This window comes from Aliiroseovarius sediminilitoris (genome assembly GCF_900109955.1).
GTDB lineage: Bacteria > Pseudomonadota > Alphaproteobacteria > Rhodobacterales > Rhodobacteraceae > Aliiroseovarius > Aliiroseovarius sediminilitoris.
Genome location: NZ_FOJB01000003.1, coordinates 72,530 through 92,291 on the forward strand (window position 1 = coordinate 72,530; position 19,762 = coordinate 92,291).

Genomic DNA, 19,762 nt, shown 5'->3' on the forward strand with positions numbered 1-19,762 from the left:
GGAAAGGTTCGACGATGTTGGACGCCTATGCACGCAAACTGATTGACCCGCCGCTGAACGTGGCCGGGCGGGGTTTGGCACAGCTGGGCATAGGAGCAAACGCGGTGACGCTTGCCGGGTTGGGTTTTGGTCTGGCAGCGGCAGGGGCCGTTGCGATGGGTGCGTTTACGGTGGGTTTGGGCCTGATTCTGGCCTCGCGCCTTTCCGATGGGTTGGACGGAGCCGTGGCGCGCGCGACCCACAGAACCGACTTTGGCGGCTATCTGGATATCACCTCGGACTTTCTGTTCTACGGTGCGGTGCCGTTGGGGTTCGTGCTGTATGATCCGCAGACCAACGGAATCGCAGGCGCGGTCCTTCTTTTGTCCTTCTACGTCAACGGGGCGAGCTTTCTGGGCTATGCCATTCTGGCCGAGCGGAAGGGCATCGGCACCCAGGCCCAGGGCGTCAAATCGCTTCACTATTCGAACGGTTTGCTGGAGGGGACCGAAACCATCGTCTTCTTCATCCTTCTCTGCCTTCTGCCCACATATTTCGCGCCGCTCGCGTATCTGTTCGGCGCACTTTGTTTTGCCACTGCGATCTTGCGCGTCTGGGGCGCGTATCAGGCGTTTGGCGACATCACAACCGACCGACAGGAGACCTGATGAAACACCTTGCCCTTGCCGCCAGCCTGACCTTGGGCGCGTTGACGCACCCGGCCCTATCAGACCCTAACCCAGCCGATTGGGACGCGATCGAGACCGAAGCCCGTGGCCAGACCGTTTATTGGAACGCCTGGGGTGGCTCGCCCACCACCAATGCGTTTATCGACTGGGTCGGCGACCAGGTCAGCGGACGGTTCGGTGTGACGCTGGAGCATGTGAAACTGACCGACACCGCCGATGCCGTCACCCGCGTGCTGTCCGAAAAGCAGGTGGGCAAGGACACGGACGGTGCCATTGACCTGATCTGGATCAACGGGGCAAATTTCGCGTCGATGAAAGAAAACGGCCTGCTGTTCGGCCCGTTCGCGGAAGACCTGCCCAACTGGCAATTTGTCGATGTCGAAGGCAAGACCGTGCGCACCGATTTCACCGTTCCGGTTGCGGGGTATGAGGCCCCATGGGCGATGGCGCAGGTCGTGTTCATGTATGACACGGCGGACATTCCGACCCCCCTGCCCTCGGCCGCTGAAATTCTGGACTGGTCCCAGGCAAATCCCGGCCGCTTCACCTATCCCCAGCCGCCCGATTTTCTGGGCACAACGTTTCTGAAGCAAATGCTTGTGGAACTGGCTGACGATCCTGCGGTGCTGGCTCAGCCCGTCACGGACGACACCTATGACACCGTCACCGCGCCGCTCTGGGACTTCCTCGAAGACCTCACGCCGACCCTGTGGCGTCAGGGCCGCGCCTATCCCGCCAACGGCCCGCGCCAGATCCAGTTGATGAATGACAACGAGATCGACCTCGCGATCAGTTTCTCACCTTCCGAGGCTTCGACCGCCATAGCCAACTATGAATTGCCTGCCACAGTGCGAACTTTCGTTTTGGACAAGGGCACGATCGGCAACGCGTCCTTCGTGGCGATCCCCTATAATTCAGGCTCCAAGGCAGGTGCGATGGTGGTTGCCAACTTCCTGATGTCGCCCATCGCGCAAGCCCACGCGCAAGACCCCGAGGTGCTGGGCTATGGCACCGTCCTCCATGTCGGTGCCCTGCCGCCCGAGGACCGCGCGCAGTTTGACGCGCTTGACCTTGGCATCGCGACGCTGACGCCCCAGCAACTGGGCGATGTGCAGGACGAACCGCACCCCAGCTGGATGACCCGCATTGCCGAGGATTGGCAGGTTCGATACGGCGTGCAATAGACCCTGACATGGCCCAAACCCGAAAGTTCCTTCACCTTCCCTTGTTCCCGGTGCTGACCGTTCTGGTTCTGCTGGGGCCGGTGGCGGCAGGGCTGTGGGGCACTTTGCTTCCGGCCTTCGGGCATCTTCCGACAACAGGCCGGACGGGGCTGACGCTCGATATATTTCGCACGCTGTTCGACTGGCCCGGCTTTGGCCCGGCGGTGCGCCTGTCGGTGGTCACGGGGCTGACCGCCGCAATCCTGTCGCTGACGATCACCGCGCTGATCCTCGCTGGTTGGGCGGGCACACAGGGCTTTCGCGTTCTGGAACGTCTTCTGTCCCCTTTCCTGTCTGTCCCCCACGCCGCCGCTGCCTTTGGGCTGGCTTTCCTTATCGCCCCGTCCGGCTGGATCGTGCGGCTGTTTTCGCCGTGGCTGACCGGCTGGGACCGCCCCCCCGACCTGTTGATCCTGAACGACCCGTGGGGGATATCGCTGATTCTGGGTATGGTGATGAAAGAGGTGCCGTTTCTGCTTCTCATGTCCATCGCGGCATTGGGCCAGATCGACGACCGCCGCCGCTTGGCTCTGTGCCAAAGCATGGGCTATGGCCGCATCCTTGCCTGGCTTGTCGCGGTGTTTCCCGCCGTCTATGGTCGCATCCGCCTGCCTGTGCTGGTGGTGCTGACATGGTCCATGTCGGTCGTTGACGTGGCGGTGATCCTTGGTCCGTCCACACCACCGACCCTTTCTGTGCAAATCGTGCGTTGGATGTCGGACCCCGACCTTGTCTTCCGCCTGCAAGCCGCCGCTGCGGCGCTGGTTCAACTGGCGCTGGTCATCGGTGTGGTCGGGTTCTGGTTTCTGGGTGAAAAACTGGTGGCGCATCTGGTCTGTATGCGGATCGAGACGGGGCGACGGGGACACCGCGACCGCCCCTTGCGCATGGCGGGCTTTGCGGCTGGCACAGCGATCTCAGGCGTTTTGCTTTTGGGGCTTCTCAGCCTCGCCATCTGGTCCGTTGCCGGGTTCTGGACCTTCCCCGACCTGACCCCCGACCAATTCACCACGCGCAACTGGATGCGGCACAAATCCGGCAGTCTGGATGCATTTTTCGAAACGATGCTGATTGCCGGCATCGCGGTTGCCATCGGCATGGTCCTGACCATCGGCTGTCTTGAAACCGAGCACCGCCGCAATCTCCGTCTGACCCAGCGGGGGATGTGGCTGATCTATCTGCCCCTGATCGTGCCGCAAACCGCGTTTCTTCCGGGGCTGCAAACCTTGTTTCTGTCGCTTGGCCTGGATATGGGGCGCGGGCCTGTCGTTCTGGCGCATCTGGTCTTCGTGCTGCCCTATCTGCGCCTGTCGTTGGACGGCCCTTGGCAGGCATGGGACAACCGCCAAGCCACTGTCGCTGCCGCCCTTGGGTCCGGCCCCAACCGCGTGCTGTGGTACATTCGTCTGCCGATGCTGCTGGCGCCCCTGCTGACGGCCATCGCCGTCGGGGTCGCGGTGTCCGTCGGGCAATATCTGCCGACGCTGCTGGTCGGAGGTGGCCGCATCGAGACGCTGACCACAGAGGCCGTCGCGCTGGCCTCGGGCGGCGATCGGCGTGCGATCGGCGTATTTGGCCTGATGCAGACCGCCGCAGCTCTGGTGCCCTTCGCTCTGGCTTTGACTCTGCCCGCCCTGATATGGCGAAACCGAAAAGGGCTGTTGCATGGCTGACGGACTGCATCTGAATCAAATCGGTATCAGACATTCGGGTCACCGCCTGATGTCGATCAACACCCATGTCGCCCCCGGCGAAGTCGTGACCCTTATGGGACCGTCGGGCGTGGGCAAATCCATTCTACTTTCCGCTGTGATAGGCACTCTTTCACCCGAATTCACACTATCCGGGCAAATCCATCTGAACGGGCGCGACCTGACCGGACTGCCACCTGATGAACGCTGTGTCGGCATCCTGTTTCAGGACGCGCTGTTGTTCCCGCATCTGTCGGTGGGGGCAAACCTTGCCTTTGGTCTGGCCCAGGGTGGAACGCGGGCGGAACGACGCGCAAAGATCGACGCCGCGCTGGCCGAGGTGGGGCTGGGAGGCTTTGCAGATCGTGATCCCGCCACCCTCTCCGGCGGGCAGCGCGCGCGGGTTGCCCTGATGCGGATGCTGTTGTCCGAGCCGCACGCGCTGCTGCTGGACGAGCCGTTTTCCGGGCTGGACGCTGAACTTCGCGGTCAAGTGCGGCAGTTGGTGTTCGATCACGCCAAGGCGCGGGCCTTGCCGGTGCTATTGGTCACGCATGACGCCGAGGATGCTGACGCGGCAGGCGGAAAGGTAATTGTGCTGGAATAGGGTCTGGCATGTCCGGAACACCGACCGGCGCAATTACGGTGCGGTACACCGGGTCATGGTGGTCCAGAAAGTTCGTCTGATCCGGCCCTGTCAAGATTGCCTGCACCCGTGCTTGGGCCTCAGCGTTCCCGCGTATGGCCCTTCGCCATCGGCTTCATTCAGCCCAGCATGGTGAATGACGAGAATGCAGAATTCGGACTGCGTGATCCGGGAATATGTCCTGATTGATTCTTGGGCGTAATCGCCCCACTGTGCGCGTTCAAACGATACTGGACCGCCGAAGGACACCGATGTCACATCTCGATCTTCACGATCCTGTCCCGAACGTCGAATGCTTGATCGTGATTGCGTCGATCCGGACCGAAGAGGAATGCAGACTGTTCCGGTGTGGGCGTTTCGGCTCGGGCGCGGGGCAAAGGCGACGATCCGGACGTCCACACCGCTGCAATAATGACGATCTTTGTCACTCCGACCACCGGATGGTCGCATGTCGACCCGACGAACGGCACTCTCGGAGTATTGGCCAATATGTGGCTCTGACCCGGCACTTCGTCACTGTTTCCTCACGTTGGACCCACCGCATCGTCACGGTGCAACACCGCAAGGTTATCCATGCCTGACACCCCTGCCCCCACCGTTCTGGCCGCCCGCAATGCGGTGATCGCGATGTTCGTTCTGAACGGCACGCTGTTTGGCCTCTGGGCGTCGCGTATCCCCACCGTCTCGGTCAAGCTGTCGCTGGACCCCGGCGCGCTGGGGTTGCTTCTGCTCTTGATGGGTGGCGGTGCGATTGCGGCATTTCCGCTGGCAGGCCGCTGGGTGGACCGCCATGGCGCGGCCACCACCACCGTCTGGGTCGGCGCCATTCACGCGCTGTCAATCCTTGGCATCGGGTTGGCCCCGACGGTTTCAACCCTCGCTGCCGCGCTGTTCTTTTTTGGCGCAACACATGGCGCGATGGATGTGGCGATGAACTCTTGGGCAGGTGCGGTCGAACGACGCCTTCCCCGCCCGATGATGTCACGCTTCCATGCCTCTTGGTCCGTGGGCGCGGGGCTTGGGGCGGCGTCAGGCTTCGTCGCGATCAAACTGGGACTGCCGCTGCTGGCCCACGGCGTGTTGGTGATCGGCGTGGTGGCCGCCGTCTGCCTGTGGCTGGCCGTTCCGCCCGCCACGTCGCCCCTTTGGGCGCCGGCACCGCGTATTGATGCGCCGCATGCACCGCTGTTCACCTTGCCCAAGGGCCAGCTCGTGCTGGTCGGCCTGATCGCCATGTGTGCGTCACTGGGCGAAGGCGCGATGGCGGATTGGGGCGCGATTTTCCTGATGACCACGACTGGCGTTTCCGAGGCGTCGGCCGCCATCGGGTATGCTGTCTTTTCCGTGGCGATGGTGATCATGCGATTGGGCGGAGATAGGGTCACATATCGCCTTGGGCCGATGCGCACCGCACGGCTTGCCGGTGGCACCGCCGCGCTTGGGGCCGGGTTGGCCGTCGGCATCGCCACCTATCCGGTCGCACTGGTCGGCTTTGCGCTGATGGGCATCGGCTATGCGGTGATCATGCCACTGGCCTTCAGCCGCGCCACCAACGACCCCATTCTGTCGCCCGGCAAGGCGGTTGCCAGCCTCGCCACGCTTGGTTACGGCGGGCTTTTGATGGGGCCACCGGTCATCGGCTTCATTGCCGAAGTCAGCTCGATCCGGGTCAGCTTCGCCTTGCTGATGGCTTTGGCGGTGCTGATGGCGTCGCTGGCTCCGGCGCTTAGACAGCCCGACCCTTAATCATCCTCCGACACGATCGCAGGCCGATAGGGTTGATCCGCCTTCTTGAACAGCACGTAAATCGCCGGGATCACCAGAACCGTCAGCAAGGTCGACGATGCCAGCCCGAACAGAAGCGAGATCGCAAGCCCCTGAAAGATCGGGTCGGTCAGGATCACCGATGCCCCGATCATCGCGGCAATCGCGGTCAACAGGATCGGCTTGAACCGGATCGCACCGGCGCGCAGCAGGGTTTCGCGCAGGGGTTCGTCCCCTTCGGCCCCGTGCCGTATGAAATCTACCAACAGGATCGAGTTGCGCACGATAATCCCCGCCAGCGCAATGAATCCGATCATCGAAGTTGCGGTGAACGCGGCATCGAACACCCAATGTCCGAACACGATCCCGATGAAGGTCAGCGGAATGGGCGTCAGGATGATCAACGGCACCCGGAACGACCCGAATTGCGCCACCACCAGCACATAGATCGCCAGGATCGCCACCCCGAACGCCGCGCCCATGTCGCGGAAGGTGACATATGTGACTTCCCATTCGCCGTCCCACAACAGGGTGGGGGTGGCATCGCTGTCGGGCTGACCATAAAGACTGATTTCGGGCTTTGGCACCTCGGCACTCCAGGGCCGGTCGTCCAGCGCGTTTTGCACAGCGATCATTCCGTAGATCGGCGCTTCGAAATCACCCGCCATTTCGGCCATCACCATTTCGGCAAAACGGCCATTGTGTCGAAAGATCGGATAGTTTCCGGCCTCTTCCGTGACCGTCACAAGATCGCCCAGCTCGACCACGCCCCGGTCGCCCGGCAACAGGTTTGCGGGCACAGGGGTGGACGCCAGTCGCTCGGACCAGCTCAGCTCGCCCCGCGGCAGGGCCACACGGATTTCGGTCGGGTCGCGCCCCTCGCCGCGATGGGAATAGCCTACGGGCATCCCGTCGAACAACACGCGGATCGTGTCATAGACATCGCTTTGCAGGACGTTGAAATATTCCAGACTGTCCTGATCAATCGCCAATCGCAGACGCGGGCGGGGTTGGCCGAAGCTGTCTTCGACATCCACCACATAGGGCACGGCGGCGAAGGCTTCGCGCACCTCGCGCGCCACCGCCCGCCGGGTGTCGGCATCGGGGCCGTAAATCTCGGCCAGCAAGGTCGCCAGAACCGGTGGCCCCGGCGGGATTTCAGCAATCTGGATCGAGCCGCCTTCGGGCAGGTCCATATCCGCCAGCATTTCACGTGCCGCCAGGGCGATTTCGTGGGACGAGCGGTCGCGGTGACTCTTTTCTTCAAGATTAACCTGTAAATCGCCCAGTTCGGGCTGTTTGCGCAAGTAGTAGTGCCGCACAAGCCCGTTGAAGTTGAAGGGTGCCGCCGTCCCCGCATGAAGCTGGATCGAGGTTGCTTCGGGCAAGGCGGCCAACCGCTCCGCCGCTTCGGTCAGCACACGCTCGGTCCGTTCTAGGCTGGTGCCTTCGGGCATGTCCAGAATGACCTGAAACTCGGATTTGTTGTCAAAAGGCAGCAGCTTCACGACCACGGTGCGGTCGAAGAAGAAGGTCATCGAGCCGCCGGTCAGAACCAGCACCACGACCAGGAACACACCTGCCCGCCAGCGGCTGGCAATCACAGGCGCGGCAATCCGGCGGAACAGACGTCCCAGCACGCCTTCGCTGTCGTGGCCATGCCCGCCAGCCTCTGCACCGCCGCGCCCGGCGATCTTCAGCATCAGCCACGGGGTCAGGATCACGGCAACGAAGAAGGAAAAGATCATCGCAGCCGACGCATTGACAGGGATCGGCCCCATATACGGCCCCATCAGGCCCGACACGAACAGCATCGGCAAAAGTGCAGCCACCACGGTCAGGGTGGCGACGATGGTGGGGTTGCCCACCTCGGCCACAGCCTCGATCGCGGCGGTCACGCGCGAGCGCCCGTCACGCATCGCCCAGTGTCGCGCGATGTTTTCAATCACCACGATGGCGTCATCAACCAGAATACCGATGGAAAAGATCAGCGCGAACAGTGACACCCTGTTGATCGTATAGCCCATCATGTTGGACGCAAACAACGTCAGCAGAATGGTGGTCGGAATAACGATGGCGACCACGATACCTTCACGCCATCCAATGACAAGCGTCACAAGCAGCACGATCGAGACCGTGGCAAGGCCAAGGTGAAACAGCAGTTCATCGGCCTTCTCATCGGCTGATTGACCATAGTTTCGGGTGACTTCGACCGCGATATCCTCGGGGATCAGACTGCCACGCAGAAGCTCCAGCCGCTCCAGCACATGTTCGGCAACCAATACGGCGTTGGCGCCTTCGCGCTTGGCAATTGCCAGCGTCACGGCGGGCAGGCGCGTCCAGGCTGCCGCGGGATCGTCGCGGGTCATCGTCCAGGTGCGCGCGTCTACGGGTGCGCCACCAACGACGATATCTGCCACATCGCGCACATAGACGGGACGTCCGTCGCGGGTGGTCAGTTGCAACAGGCCAATATCCGAAGGGCCGCGCAAGGTCTGTCCCGCCGTCACCGTCAGGCTGCGGTCCAGTGTGGTAACGGTGCCTGCCGGGAAGGCCTGGTTGGCTTCGCCCACGCGCGCGGCCAGTTGTTGCAGTGTGACACCATAAAGGGCCAGCCGTTCGGGATCCGGTTCAATGCGGATCTGGTCCGTGCGCCCGCCAACGATATAGGTCAGCCCTACATCCTCGACCGACATAAGCGAGGCGCGCAACTCCTCGACCAGAGAATACAGCGCACGATCGTCCCAATACTCGGCCGCGTCCGGCCTGGGCGACAGGGTCAGCGCGACAATCGCCACGTCATTGATACCGCGCCCGACAATCAAGGGCTGCGATATGCCCTGCGGGATGCGGTCCATATTGGCCATGATCCGTTCGTTCACACGCAGGATTGCGTCATCTGGGTCGGTGCCCACGTCAAACCGGGCAGTGACCATCACGCTGTCATCCGCCGTCTGGGAATAGACATGTTCAACCGCATTGATCGAGCCTAGAATCGCCTCAAGCGGTTCTGTCACCAGTTCGACCGCATCGGGCGCGTGCAGCCCGTCGGTGCGCAGCATCACATCGACCATGGGGACCGAGATTTGCGGCTCTTCTTCACGTGGGATGACCGCCAGTGCAATCAATCCCATCGCCAGCGAAGCCAACAGCAAAAGCGGCGTCAAGGGCGAGCGGATGAACGCCTTGGTCAGACGCCCGGAAATACCCAGCTTCATGGCTGCACCAGTTTGTCGCCTGCCGACAATCCTGCAAGAATTTCAACACCGTCGCCGGTTTCCTCGCCCAACAGAACCACCACGTCGCGCGTGCCGTCAGAGGTTTGCAGGGTCACAAAATCATTGCCGAACCGGGTGGAGACAAGGTCGCGGGGAATGACAATGCCCTGCCGCGTATCGACGGTCACATAGACCCGCACGCGTTCGCCCACAAAGAAGCTGCCCAGCCCGTCCACCTCGGCATCTGCCGTGATGCGGCCATTGGTGATCTGGGGATAGACCTGCCGGATCACGCCGGTCTGGGCGACTTCGCCCCCAAGTGCGGCCCCGGCGATTTCGATCAGGTTGCCTTCGGCGATGGATCGGGCATGGCGTTCGGGCACGTTCAGGCGCAACAGATAGTGATCTGATGCGATGATCGCCACCGGCTCGCCCGGCAACATGACGCTGCCGCGCGGGGCCAACACGTTCAGCACACGACCTGCGCCGGGGGCCAGCACCTCGCCTTCCCGCTGTTGCTGCACCAACACGTCGCGCGATTGGCGGGCCGAAGCCAACCGCCCCTCAAGCACCGCCACAGCGGTTTGCGCCTGATCCACGCGGGTTTGGGCGATGATGCCACGCGCCAGCAAGTCCTCGGCCCGCCGCAGGTCGTCACGTGCCTGTGCCAGTTCCGCCTCAAGCGATGTGGCCTGCGAAGTGGCCGCCGCAATCTGCGGTTCCATCTGTTCGTTGACCACCCGCGCCAGAACGTCACCTGCCGCAACCATGTCGCCTTCGTCAACCATCAGATCAACAATCGTGCCGCCGATCCGGGTCCGCGCGGTCAACGTATCGACGCTTTCCACCGTGGCGAACACCGCCTTGCGGTCTGACAGATCGGTGGCCGTCACCTCGTAAGTCTGGGCCATCACCGGCCCGGCAAGAAAAAGGGAAAGAAGCAGTGGTTTTAACATATCGACGCCTTTGGTTTGGGCGGGTTTCTGTCTGCGTCCGGCATTAGGCAGCCAGTTGCGCTTGACTTTCATATTAGCAAAAACTAAATTAGTAAACACTAAAATATTGTCAAGTCGGACACGCCTTCCAAAGCAAGGGGAAAAGATGACGCCTGCCAGCACAGACCCGATGGCCGATCTTCTGGCCCGTGCAAATGAGGTCGCGACCTTGTTGAAGCAATTGGCCAATACGCGTCGGCTTATGATCCTGTGTCGCCTGGCCGCAGGTCGCGCAACCGTGTCCGAACTGTGCACGGTCGCCGACCTCTCGCAATCGGCAATCTCGCAGCATCTTGCAAAGATGCGGTCCGAAGGTTTGGTGAAAGGCGAAAAAGAGGGATTGCAGATCTATTACACGATCTCGGACCCGCGCTGCCTTGACGTGCTGGGACATCTGAAAGCCAGCTTCTGCGATTGATCGGCTGGTTTGCCCACCCACGCCGAACGGTCAAGACCATAGTCAAACTGTAATAGTAATGTCGGCTTTCAGGGATGCAGCGGCGACGCGTTCCGCGTTTCGCAGATCATTGTCCGCCGTGCGGGCGCGCGCCTGATCCAGCGTAAGCCCATGTGCCAGCCACCGATCCACAAGGCGCTGCTCCAGCACCTCTGGCGGCACGTCCAGCCGGACAGATATGTCCCACCAGTCGTTCAGGTCACGCCACCCCGGCGCGTCAAACAGCAGATAATTGCCCTCGATGATGATGGTGTCGCAGGTCTCGGGCACCACGCCCGCCCCTGCAATGGCGATATCACGATCACGATCGAAGATCGGAAAATATACGATGTCTGCGTTGGGAAGGGCGCCGACGAGTCGCCGCAGGCCTTCGACATCAAATGTCTCGGGCGCGCCCTTTCGGGCCAGCAGCCCGCGTGCGGTCAAGACACGATTATCAAGGTGAAAGCCATCCATTGGAACGACCAATGCGTTGCACCCTGCCCCCACCATCAGTTCGGCCAGAACGCTGGACAGGGTCGTCTTGCCAGAGGCAGGCGGCCCGGCAAGGGCAACAAGCCTGCGCCGTCCGGCACGAGGCGCTGCCAGAATGCGATCCAGCAGCGCCTTTGCAAGGTCATTTACATCATTCACGCAGCATCCTCGGCCGGTGGTTCCTTCGCGCCCGTCATGAACGCGACGGCGTCGGACATGGTATAATCTTTCGGGTCGATGGTGCAAAGCCGCTTGCCCAGCCGGTGAATGTGAATGCGGTCTGCGACCTCGAACACGTGGGGCATGTTGTGGCTGATCAGGATGATCGGAATACCACGGGCGCGCACGTCCTGGATCAGCTCCAGCACCTTGCGGCTTTCCTTGACGCCCAACGCTGCCGTCGGTTCATCCATGATGATGAACTTGGTGGCGAAGGCGGCAGCGCGTGCGACGGCGACGCCCTGACGCTGACCCCCTGACAAGGTCTCGACCGGTTGTTTGATCGACTGGACTGTCATCAGCCCAAGCTCGGTCAGCTTGTCACGGGCAAATTTCTCCATCGCTGGTTGGTCCAGCATGCGCAGATATTTCCCCATCCAGCCTTCCTTGCGAATCTCGCGACCGGTGAACATGTTGTCGGCAATCGACAGCGCGGGGGACAGGGCGAGGTTCTGATACACGATCTCGATCCCCATATCCCGTGCCTCGATGGGCGAATTGAACCTGACCGGCTTGCCTTCGATCAGGATCTCGCCTTCGTCCGGCATGGTCGCCCCGCAGATCGCCTTGACGATCGACGACTTTCCCGCACCGTTGTCACCGATGACGGCAAGAACCTCGCCCGCGCGCAGTTCGAAATCCGAGTGGTCAATCGCGGTCACGTGGCCATAGCGCTTCACGACACCGCGGGCCTGAACGACAGGAGTTGCGTTTTCCATTATGCCGATACCCTTCTGATCCATTGGTCAATTGCGACCGCAATGATGATAAGCCAGCCGATGGCAAAGACCTGCCACAACACATCCACGCCTGACAGGCGCAAACCCGACCGGAAGACGCCGACGATCAACGCGCCGAACAGCGCCCCCATGATCGACCCGCGCCCACCGAACAGCGAAATGCCCCCGATGACAACGGCGGTGATGGAATCCAGATTGCCTTCGTAAAACGACTGCGGCGAAATTGACCCGACACGCCCAATCGACGCCCAGCCCGCCAGTGCACAGATGAACCCGGCCACGCCATAGACCGACAACAGCGTGCGGTCGGTGCGGATGCCGGACAGATCGGCCGCTTCCTTGTCGTCACCGATGGCATAGACATGACGACCCCATGCGGTCTTGTTCAGCATATACCACAGCACGATGAAGACGACGATCATCAAAAGCGCGCTGAGCGTGATCCGGGCACCGCCGATGCTGAAGGATTCGCCAAAGAATTTCAGAAACGGGGCTTCGGCGTCGATATCCTGTCCGCGAATGGACTGCGCCCCGGACAGCCACAACAGCAGCGCATAAAAGATCGACCAGGTGCCAAGGGTCGTGATGAACGGCGGCAGCTTGATCCGGGTGATGAACCAGCCGTTCAACGCCCCCGCGCCAACGCCACCCATCAGGCCGATCACAATCGCGATCAGAGTGGGCACGCCCGAAAATACAGCAAGGTTGCCCATAACAACTGACATCAGAACCATGATGGCCGCGACCGACAGATCAATGCCCGCCGTGATGATGATCAACGACTGGGCGGCGGCCAGAATGCCGATGATCGACACCTGTTGCAGGATCAGGCTGAGGTTGAAGGCCGAGAAGAACTTGCCCCCGGCGATCAGACCGAAAGCAATCAGGCTCAGCACCAGCACGATCACGGGAACCAGCGTGGGGTTGTTGTGAAGCAGGTGCTGAATCCGTTCCAGCACCGTATGATGTTTGACATTGAACGCGGCGACACTTGCATCGCTCTGGTCCAAAGCGTGTTCAAAGTCCTGGCCTTTTTTGGCCGGTGTTGTCGGATCAGACATGACTCTCTCCCTTACCGGTCAGCGTAACTGCGGCATCAGATTCCGTCAAAATTGACAAGGCGAATGGGAGAGCGGGGCGTAATGACGCCCCGCCCGGAAGATTGGTTGGGGTTAGCCCCAGCACTTCTCCAGACCTTCAGCAGACGTGATCGACGGAACGCCTTCGACGGGTTGGTCGGTGATCAGCTCGACACCGGTGTTGAAGAAGTCCAGCCCTTCGCTGTTCTGCGGCTTCTCGCCGGTTTCCGCGAAGGTCTTGATCGCTTCGATCCCCTTCGAGGCCATCAGCAGCGGAAACTGCATCGCGGTCGCGCCGATCACGCCATCGGCCACGTCCTGCACGCCGGGGCAACCGCCATCGACGGACACGATCGTAACACCTTCGTCCTTGCCGAACGACTTGAGCGCCTCGTAGGCTCCGGCCGCAGCGGGTTCGTTGATCGTATAGACAAGGTTGATGTCCGGGTCGATCTGCAACAGGTTTTCCATCGCGGTGCGACCGCCATCGGGGGAACCATCCGTCACGTCGTTGCCAACAATGCGCGGATCGTCTTCGTCGCCAATGTCGGTCGGGTCCTTGATGTCGATGCCGAAGCCTTGCAGGAACCCGTTGTCACGCTGGTAATCCACCGAAACTTCGGATGCGTTCAGGTCCAGCAGCGCGATTTTCGCGTTGGCAGCATCGTCGCCCATCTTCGCCTTGGCCCACTGGCCGATCAGAACACCGGCCTTGAAATTGTCGGTGGCGAAGGTCGCGTCTGCCGCGTCGGCGGGCTCAAACTGGGTGTCCAACGCGATCACAAGCGCACCGGCTTCACGCGCCTGAGTGATCACCGGAACCAGCGCGCGGCTGTCGGTCGGCGTTATCAGAATACCCTTGGCACCTGAAGCGATGCAGGTCTCAACCGCGGCAACCTGAGTTTCCACATCGCCGTCGTATTTTCCCGCATAGGTCGACAGGCTGATGCCATTCGCTTCAGCCGCTGCCGATGCCCCTTCTTTCATTTTTACGAAGAACGGGTTGGTGTCGGTCTTGGTGATCAGACAGGCATTGGTTTCCGCATAGGCTGCACCAGCCATAAGGGTCATCGCCAAAGTCGAAGTGGTCATTAGGGTTTTCATGTTTTCCTCCCACAAGAAACAGTTTCTGGATTTGGACAAGGCTCCTCCCCCATCCAAGCCTGCATAGGTTGAACAGCAGGTCTGACCCTAAAAAGCCCGATTCCCCTGCTCGTGTCAATTAGTTTGTTAACTTTACTTACTAATGGATTGGGTTTATCTTTTATTCCATACGGGAGGCAACTATGGTCCGCGTCATGAGCGAAGATGGCATCAGAATGCGAAGCGCAGGCGTGAACCAAAGTGGTATCCGCGACCATAACGAACGCCTGATCCTGTCCATTCTGCAACGCCACCGTGCCGTGCCCGCCGCCGAACTGGCACGCAGGACCGGACTGTCCAAACCAACCGTGTCGACCATCCTGCGAAACCTCGAAAACGATGGGCTGGTACGGCGGGGCGATCCGGTGCGGGGAAAGATCGGCAAACCCTCGATCCCGATGGAACTGGAACCCGACGGCGTATTGTCCATCGGCTTGAAAATCGGGCGCAGAAGCGCCGATCTGTTGTTGCTTGATTTTTCTGGCACGGTGCGCGGACAGTTGCGTTCGACCTATGATTATCCAATGCCCGATGCGGTGTTCGGGTTTCTCAAACAAGGGCTGGAGACACTGCTGGGCCAACTGCCCGTTGCGTTGCGCGACCGGGTGTGCGGGATCGGGATAGGAACGCCATTCGAGCTTTGGAAATGGCACGATCTGGTCGGCATCGCCGCTGAAAGCTTTCGGTCATGGAAAGACATCAGTTTCGCCGCCGAAGTCGCCAAGTTCAGCGATCTGCCCGTCGCGGTTGTGAACGATTCCACAGCCGCTTGTCATGCCGAACGGCTATATGGCCAGAACACCGTCTTTCGCGATTACGCTTATTTCTTCATCGGGTCTTTCATCGGTGGCGGTGTGGTCCTGAACGGCACTGTCTTCGAAGGAAACCAAGGCAATGCCGGGGCGCTTGGCTCGATGCGCAGCACGGGACCGTTGGGCGAGGCGCAACAACTGATAGATGTTGCCTCGATCCACCTTCTTGAATCACGACTGGTTGAAACCGGGGTCGATCCGTCGATCATCTGGCAACAACCACAGGGTTGGAGCAACCTGTCCCGCCATGTCGACCCATGGATCGGTCAAACCGCACAGGAACTGGCCAAAGCGTCCCTGTCAATCTGTTCGGTCATTGATTTCGAGGCGGTGCTGATCGACGGTGCGTTCCCGACGGACGTGCGGATGAAACTGGTCGAACGAACGCGTCGGTATCTGGTCAATCAGGACAAACGAGGTTTGATCGAGCCGCGGATCGAAGCGGGCAGCATCGGCCACAACGCCCGTGCCATCGGGGCCGCCAGCAGCCCGATCTTTTCACAGTTTCTGCTGAACACCAATGCAGGGTTGTCAGGTATTTGAGGTCACGCTGACAAAACAGGGCGCTGATCGTTTGGTGGGCGTCTGAGATGTGGCAACCCAGAAGCAATCCTGTCTGAGTGTGACGGCTTGTCCGATCTGGATTTGCCGTGCTTACTCAAACGTATTGATGCTACGCTTCGTGGCAGCAGCCCCCTGCCCGACGAGGACATCCATGGACCAGATCGCAAATCTTAACTGGATCGAAGGAATTGGCTGGCTGGCCTCTTTGATCACGATTGCCTCCTATTCGGTCAGCACCATGCTGCCGCTTCGGTTTCTTGCAATCACGTCATCGCTTTGTTTTGCCACGTATGCCTTCATCCTGCACCTGTGGCCGCTTCTGGCGATGGAGCTTATCTTGCTTCCCATAAACCTTTACCGGTTCTGGCAGGTGCTGTCTCTGCGCAGAAAGGTAAGCACGGCATCCGGCGCCAAACAGGCCGATTTTTCAGTCATCAAAACTTATGGAAAGCGGTCGCGGTTTGATGCAGGCTCGGCGGTCTTTGAACGCGGTGATCTGGTGGACCAGCTTTATTACCTGGCAAAAGGTCGGATCAAGATCGAAGACTTCGGCATCGACTTGGCACCCGGCGATGTCTTTGGCGAGATTGCATTCTTCGCCGATGCCGCCACGCGCACCGCGACCGCCCGCTGCACCGAGGATGCCGAGGTTTATGGCATCAATGAAAAGCAGTTCATGCGATTGCAGTTCGAAGACCCGAGTTTTGGGTTGGCGATCATGCGAACGATGACCCGTCGCCTGATGGCTAATGTGAACAGTGCATCGGGCACGTCCTGAAAACCTCGTCTTGCCCGACCGTTCCTGGGCGCGCGCAATCTGGTATCGAAATTGCTGTCGGTTTTGCCTATGCAGGAACAATGCGGCCCCCAGATTCTTGAGGGCCACAGGCTTTATTTCGGAAAATTGTCCGTCCGATCAGTGGCCCAAGGTTGCCGCATCCACCCGACGTGGATCGGATGCCCCAAACAAAAGCCCGGAGTCCGCGTCAACCATGATGGACTGGGTGGACCCCATGACTGATTGCTCGCTGACCGAATGGCCGCGTTGTTCCAGTATGCGGATCGTGTCTTTGCTGATGCCGTCCTCGATCCTGATTTCATCAGGCAGCCATTGGTGGTGGATACGCGGGGCAACCGATGCTTCGGCGATGTTCATGCCGTGGTCGATGACGTTCATGATGATCTGCAACGTGGTGGTGATGATGCGCGAGCCACCGGGGCTTCCCGTCACCAGGAACACATCATCGTCTTTCATGACAATGGTGGGCGACATTGACGACAGCGGACGCTTGCCGGGTTCCACTGCGTTCGCGTCGCCACCAATCAGACCATAGGCATTTGCAACGCCAGATTTGGCTGAAAAGTCATCCATCTCGTTGTTCATCAGAACACCTGTGCCATCGGCCACCATGCCAGTGCCGTATGAGAAGTTGATCGTGTAGGTGTTCGACACCGCGTTGCCCCACTGATCCACGATCGAGAAATGGGTGGTCTCGTTGCTTTCATATGGCGCAAGATCACCCGGTTTGATCGTTTCCGACGGGGTCGCCACGTTCAGGCTGATCTGTTTTCTGATATCCGCCGCATAGTCTTTCGACGTGATCTGATCCAGCGGGACGTCAACGAAATCGCTGTCGCCAAGATATTCGGAACGGTCGGCATAGGCGCGTTTCATCGCCTCGGACATCAGGTGGATCGTGTCGGCCGAGTTGTGACCAAGGAACCCGATGGGATAGTCTTCCAGGATGTTCAGGATCTGCACGATATGCGCACCGCCCGAACTGGGTGGGGGCATCGAAACGATCTTGTACCCACGATACTCGCCGGTCACAGGTTCGCGCAGAACGGGCATATAGGCCGCCATGTCTTCGACGGTGATCCGCCCGCCTGCCGCTTGCACGGATGTGGAAATCTGTTCGGCCACGCTGCCTTTGTAAAACCCGTCAGTGCCTTCATCGGCGATCTTTTGCAGGGTGTTGGCCAGATCGGCCTGAACCAGAAGATCGCCCGGTTCATAGAAGCTGCCATCTTCCTTATAGAAAATCTTTTCCGAGGACGGCCATTTCCTAAGTCGCTCATCCAGACCTTTCAGGCTGTCGGCCAATCCCGGCGTGACCGCAATGCCGTCGCGGGCCAGCGCAATGGCCGGTTGGACAACCTCTTCCCACGACATGGATCCATATTCATCCAACGCCATCTTCATACCCGCAACGGTGCCCGGCACACCCGAGGCCAGGCCGGTGAAGCGTGACAGGTTGCTGTCGGCATTGCCATCCGCATCCAGAAACATGTCCCGTTCTGCGCCTGACGGGGCCATTTCGCGATAATCAATCGCACGCGTTTCATTGGCTTCGGCGTCATGCACCAACATGAAGCCACCGCCACCAAGATTGCCCGCGCGTGGCAGTGTAACGGCCAGTGCGAACGCAACGGCAATGCCCGCGTCAATCGCGTTGCCGCCCGCTTCAAGAATATCCAGACCAACCTGCGCCGCCACCGCTTCCTGCGCCGCGACCATGCCGTTTTCGGCATAGACCGGATGCACGCGATCGTCGCCCGAGAAAATGGCAGCTTGTTGTGCGTAAGATGTTTGGACAGTGATCAACGATGCGCAGAGCGCACCGATACATAAATGTTTCACGGTATATCCCCCAAAAAATGTTCAAGAAAGCAAGGGAAGCGTCTGGCACCACGACCGGCTGGTCAAGCGGGGTGGTGGCGGCACGCGGATTTTCGCGCAACTTACAGTAGATTTATGACCTTGGGTAATTCTACATTCGAGAGATCGCCCCTTGTCCCGGCTCTGTTGGTTGACGATGCAGCGAGGCGCTGGGTCGTGAGACGCCGCTGATCAGCGAACTGAAAAGCGGGCTGAGCGCCATAAGCCGTGTGGCCCCGGCGTCTCTAAGCATATTGCGGATGGCAGCCCGTGGCACGACCATCAACACAGCGCCGCCAGGACCTTGCCGGAACCGCTATGCCGACACTTCAGGTTGCAAACTCGTCGGTCCGGCACAACGAATTGCCCGAGGCAACTTGTGTGACAGGGCCAAAGACCAATCTTCGCGCAAAGGCTGCCTTGTTTCGTGTCTGGCCCTTCAAGTCATCCCGGTGTGTTGCCCGATTGTTATTCAGTTGGCCAAAAAAAAGGGCGGATTGCTCCGCCCCAGGTCTTGAGGGAATTCAGGCTGGCTCAGAAGCCATACACCAGCGACACACCCAACGAGTTGTCGGCATTGCTAAAGCCGGGCTGCGGGTCGCTGTTCCAATCCGTGCGGTAAGACACACGTGTCGAAATACGATCGGTGACTTTGAAGTTCACACCCAGATCGTTGTAAATCGTGGTGTCTGCGTCAGAGAAAAGCACATCCGTGTCCATCGACAGAGAGACGGTTTCCGTAATGTCCGTATAGAAACGTGACGACAGGATTCCAGCGACTTCGGTCGAGCCTACGCCCGCTTGGTTTTCGACATAACGCGCGCCGGGGCCGGCTTGGACGCGCCAGCTCATGTTGGGTTCGTTGATCACACGGTAGCCAGGGCCAAAGCCAAGGAACGCGTCGATCTTGTTGGCGTCGAAATTGTCATAACGGACCGAACCCAGACCAAACAGATAGAACTGTTCGTTGAAGTAACGGTTCACGTCATAGGTTGCGTAGATTTCTTCCTTGTTGCGCACGCCATTGTCTTCAGCGAACTCAGCCGCAAAGCCAAAAGTTTGGTTCCAAGGGCCGTTGCCATAGCGGAAACGACCAGCAAGATCCAGGTCGGCAGTGTCAGTGTTGCCTGCCGTCGCCGTAAAGCCAAGCGCGACGCTACCGGTCCAACCTTGTGCGTATTGGTTGCTCAGACGGTCGCGTTTATCTGCGTTGTTCAGATCATCTGTGACATCTTCCTGAATGTCGTCGATACGATCATCAAGGGTGTCAACGCCAACCAAAGCGCCCTGCGCAAATACAGGGGCAGCCACGAGAAGCGCCAGGGCCGATGCGGCCAGCACATTACGTTTTTTCATGGGTCTATCCTTTCCCCAAAAAAGTATGACCCGACCTGAAAGGGCGGGAGCATT

At 60.0% G+C, this 19,762-nt stretch carries 16 protein-coding genes; 8 read left to right on the plus strand and 8 right to left on the minus strand.

Annotated features, from left to right (window positions below):
• Positions 1-14 precede the first annotated feature (14 nt).
• From BMY55_RS16265 to BMY55_RS16285, 5 genes are all read left to right on the plus strand, one after another.
• Positions 15-647 (plus strand): CDP-alcohol phosphatidyltransferase family protein, encoded by a 633-nt coding sequence (locus BMY55_RS16265; protein ID WP_091433411.1) that lies wholly within the window; start codon positions 15-17, stop codon positions 645-647.
• On the plus strand, positions 647-1,852 hold the full coding sequence (locus BMY55_RS16270; RefSeq protein WP_091433414.1) for an ABC transporter substrate-binding protein: 1,206 nt from the start codon (positions 647-649) through the stop codon (positions 1,850-1,852). Before BMY55_RS16265 ends, BMY55_RS16270 begins: the two co-directional genes overlap by 1 nt.
• An 8-nt stretch (positions 1,853-1,860) precedes the next feature.
• Positions 1,861-3,564 (plus strand): ABC transporter permease, encoded by a 1,704-nt coding sequence (locus tag BMY55_RS16275; protein WP_091433417.1) that lies wholly within the window; start codon positions 1,861-1,863, stop codon positions 3,562-3,564.
• Positions 3,557-4,189: an ATP-binding cassette domain-containing protein gene (locus tag BMY55_RS16280; protein WP_091433448.1), complete on the plus strand. Its 633-nt coding sequence runs from the start codon at positions 3,557-3,559 to the stop codon at positions 4,187-4,189. Before BMY55_RS16275 ends, BMY55_RS16280 begins: the two co-directional genes overlap by 8 nt.
• A gap of 612 nt (positions 4,190-4,801) precedes the next feature.
• On the plus strand, positions 4,802-5,974 hold the full coding sequence (locus BMY55_RS16285) for an MFS transporter (protein WP_245744802.1): 1,173 nt from the start codon (positions 4,802-4,804) through the stop codon (positions 5,972-5,974).
• On the opposite strand, the gene BMY55_RS16290 is transcribed toward BMY55_RS16285, so the two are convergent.
• Both BMY55_RS16290 and BMY55_RS16295 read right to left on the minus strand, forming a co-directional pair.
• Positions 5,971-9,210, minus strand: coding sequence for an efflux RND transporter permease subunit (locus tag BMY55_RS16290; RefSeq protein WP_091433479.1), 3,240 nt, complete (start codon positions 9,208-9,210; stop codon positions 5,971-5,973). The two genes, BMY55_RS16285 and BMY55_RS16290, sit on opposite strands and share 4 nt — an antisense overlap.
• The gene (locus BMY55_RS16295) at positions 9,207-10,166 is read right to left on the minus strand and encodes an efflux RND transporter periplasmic adaptor subunit (RefSeq protein ID WP_091433750.1); all 960 of its coding nucleotides are present in this window, start codon (positions 10,164-10,166) and stop codon (positions 9,207-9,209) included. Before BMY55_RS16295 ends, BMY55_RS16290 begins: the two co-directional genes overlap by 4 nt.
• Positions 10,167-10,311: 145 nt before the next feature.
• On the opposite strand from BMY55_RS16295, the gene BMY55_RS16300 reads away from it, so the two are divergent.
• Positions 10,312-10,623 (plus strand): ArsR/SmtB family transcription factor, encoded by a 312-nt coding sequence (locus BMY55_RS16300; RefSeq protein ID WP_091433482.1) that lies wholly within the window; start codon positions 10,312-10,314, stop codon positions 10,621-10,623.
• Between the two features lie 42 nt (positions 10,624-10,665).
• Here the strand turns inward: BMY55_RS16300 and BMY55_RS16305 are convergent, their stop codons facing one another.
• From BMY55_RS16305 to BMY55_RS16320, 4 genes are all read right to left on the minus strand, one after another.
• Complete coding sequence (locus BMY55_RS16305) at positions 10,666-11,295, minus strand: nucleoside/nucleotide kinase family protein (RefSeq protein ID WP_091433485.1); 630 nt, start codon at positions 11,293-11,295, stop codon at positions 10,666-10,668.
• Positions 11,292-12,098: an ATP-binding cassette domain-containing protein gene (locus BMY55_RS16310; RefSeq protein ID WP_091433489.1), complete on the minus strand. Its 807-nt coding sequence runs from the start codon at positions 12,096-12,098 to the stop codon at positions 11,292-11,294. The genes BMY55_RS16305 and BMY55_RS16310 overlap by 4 nt, the downstream gene beginning before the upstream one ends.
• Positions 12,074-13,156 (minus strand): ABC transporter permease, encoded by a 1,083-nt coding sequence (locus BMY55_RS16315; protein WP_091433492.1) that lies wholly within the window; start codon positions 13,154-13,156, stop codon positions 12,074-12,076. The genes BMY55_RS16310 and BMY55_RS16315 overlap by 25 nt, the downstream gene beginning before the upstream one ends.
• A gap of 111 nt (positions 13,157-13,267) precedes the next feature.
• A complete protein-coding gene (locus tag BMY55_RS16320; RefSeq protein ID WP_091433495.1) occupies positions 13,268-14,278 on the minus strand; it encodes a sugar ABC transporter substrate-binding protein in 1,011 nt (336 codons plus the stop codon).
• Positions 14,279-14,460: 182 nt separating this feature from the next.
• On the opposite strand from BMY55_RS16320, the gene BMY55_RS16325 reads away from it, so the two are divergent.
• Together BMY55_RS16325 and BMY55_RS16330 are read left to right on the plus strand one after the other, a co-directional pair.
• Positions 14,461-15,672: an ROK family transcriptional regulator gene (locus BMY55_RS16325; RefSeq protein WP_407639086.1), complete on the plus strand. Its 1,212-nt coding sequence runs from the start codon at positions 14,461-14,463 to the stop codon at positions 15,670-15,672.
• 172 nt (positions 15,673-15,844) lie between these two features.
• Complete coding sequence (locus BMY55_RS16330) at positions 15,845-16,471, plus strand: Crp/Fnr family transcriptional regulator (RefSeq protein ID WP_091433501.1); 627 nt, start codon at positions 15,845-15,847, stop codon at positions 16,469-16,471.
• Positions 16,472-16,609: 138 nt separating this feature from the next.
• On the opposite strand, the gene ggt is transcribed toward BMY55_RS16330, so the two are convergent.
• Entirely contained in the window at positions 16,610-18,334 is a 1,725-nt protein-coding gene (ggt, locus tag BMY55_RS16335; RefSeq protein ID WP_245744804.1) for a gamma-glutamyltransferase, read from the minus strand.
• A 552-nt stretch (positions 18,335-18,886) separates the two neighbouring features.
• Positions 18,887-19,708 carry a DUF481 domain-containing protein gene (locus BMY55_RS16340; RefSeq protein ID WP_091433505.1) on the minus strand — a complete coding sequence of 274 codons (822 nt, stop codon included), beginning with the start codon at positions 19,706-19,708 and terminating at the stop codon, positions 18,887-18,889.
• Between the last annotated feature and the right edge of the window lie 54 nt (positions 19,709-19,762).

Excerpts from the sequence above, each read along its gene's own strand:
- BMY55_RS16275 (WP_091433417.1), top strand. The coding sequence starts at position 1,861 with ATGGCCCAAACCCGAAAGTTCCTTCACCTTCCCTTGTTCCCGGTGCTG.
- BMY55_RS16330 (WP_091433501.1), top strand. The coding sequence starts at position 15,845 with ATGGACCAGATCGCAAATCTTAACTGGATCGAAGGAATTGGCTGGCTG.
- BMY55_RS16280 (WP_091433448.1), top strand. The coding sequence starts at position 3,557 with ATGGCTGACGGACTGCATCTGAATCAAATCGGTATCAGACATTCGGGT.
- BMY55_RS16310 (WP_091433489.1), bottom strand. The coding sequence starts at position 12,098 with ATGGATCAGAAGGGTATCGGCATAATGGAAAACGCAACTCCTGTCGTT.
- BMY55_RS16285 (WP_245744802.1), top strand. The coding sequence starts at position 4,802 with ATGCCTGACACCCCTGCCCCCACCGTTCTGGCCGCCCGCAATGCGGTG.
- BMY55_RS16265 (WP_091433411.1), top strand. The coding sequence starts at position 15 with ATGTTGGACGCCTATGCACGCAAACTGATTGACCCGCCGCTGAACGTG.
- BMY55_RS16325 (WP_407639086.1), top strand. The coding sequence starts at position 14,461 with ATGGTCCGCGTCATGAGCGAAGATGGCATCAGAATGCGAAGCGCAGGC.
- BMY55_RS16270 (WP_091433414.1), top strand. The coding sequence starts at position 647 with ATGAAACACCTTGCCCTTGCCGCCAGCCTGACCTTGGGCGCGTTGACG.
- BMY55_RS16295 (WP_091433750.1), bottom strand. The coding sequence starts at position 10,166 with ATGTTAAAACCACTGCTTCTTTCCCTTTTTCTTGCCGGGCCGGTGATG.
- BMY55_RS16315 (WP_091433492.1), bottom strand. The coding sequence starts at position 13,156 with ATGTCTGATCCGACAACACCGGCCAAAAAAGGCCAGGACTTTGAACAC.
- BMY55_RS16320 (WP_091433495.1), bottom strand. The coding sequence starts at position 14,278 with ATGAAAACCCTAATGACCACTTCGACTTTGGCGATGACCCTTATGGCT.
- BMY55_RS16290 (WP_091433479.1), bottom strand. The coding sequence starts at position 9,210 with ATGAAGCTGGGTATTTCCGGGCGTCTGACCAAGGCGTTCATCCGCTCG.
- BMY55_RS16340 (WP_091433505.1), bottom strand. The coding sequence starts at position 19,708 with ATGAAAAAACGTAATGTGCTGGCCGCATCGGCCCTGGCGCTTCTCGTG.
- BMY55_RS16300 (WP_091433482.1), top strand. The coding sequence starts at position 10,312 with ATGACGCCTGCCAGCACAGACCCGATGGCCGATCTTCTGGCCCGTGCA.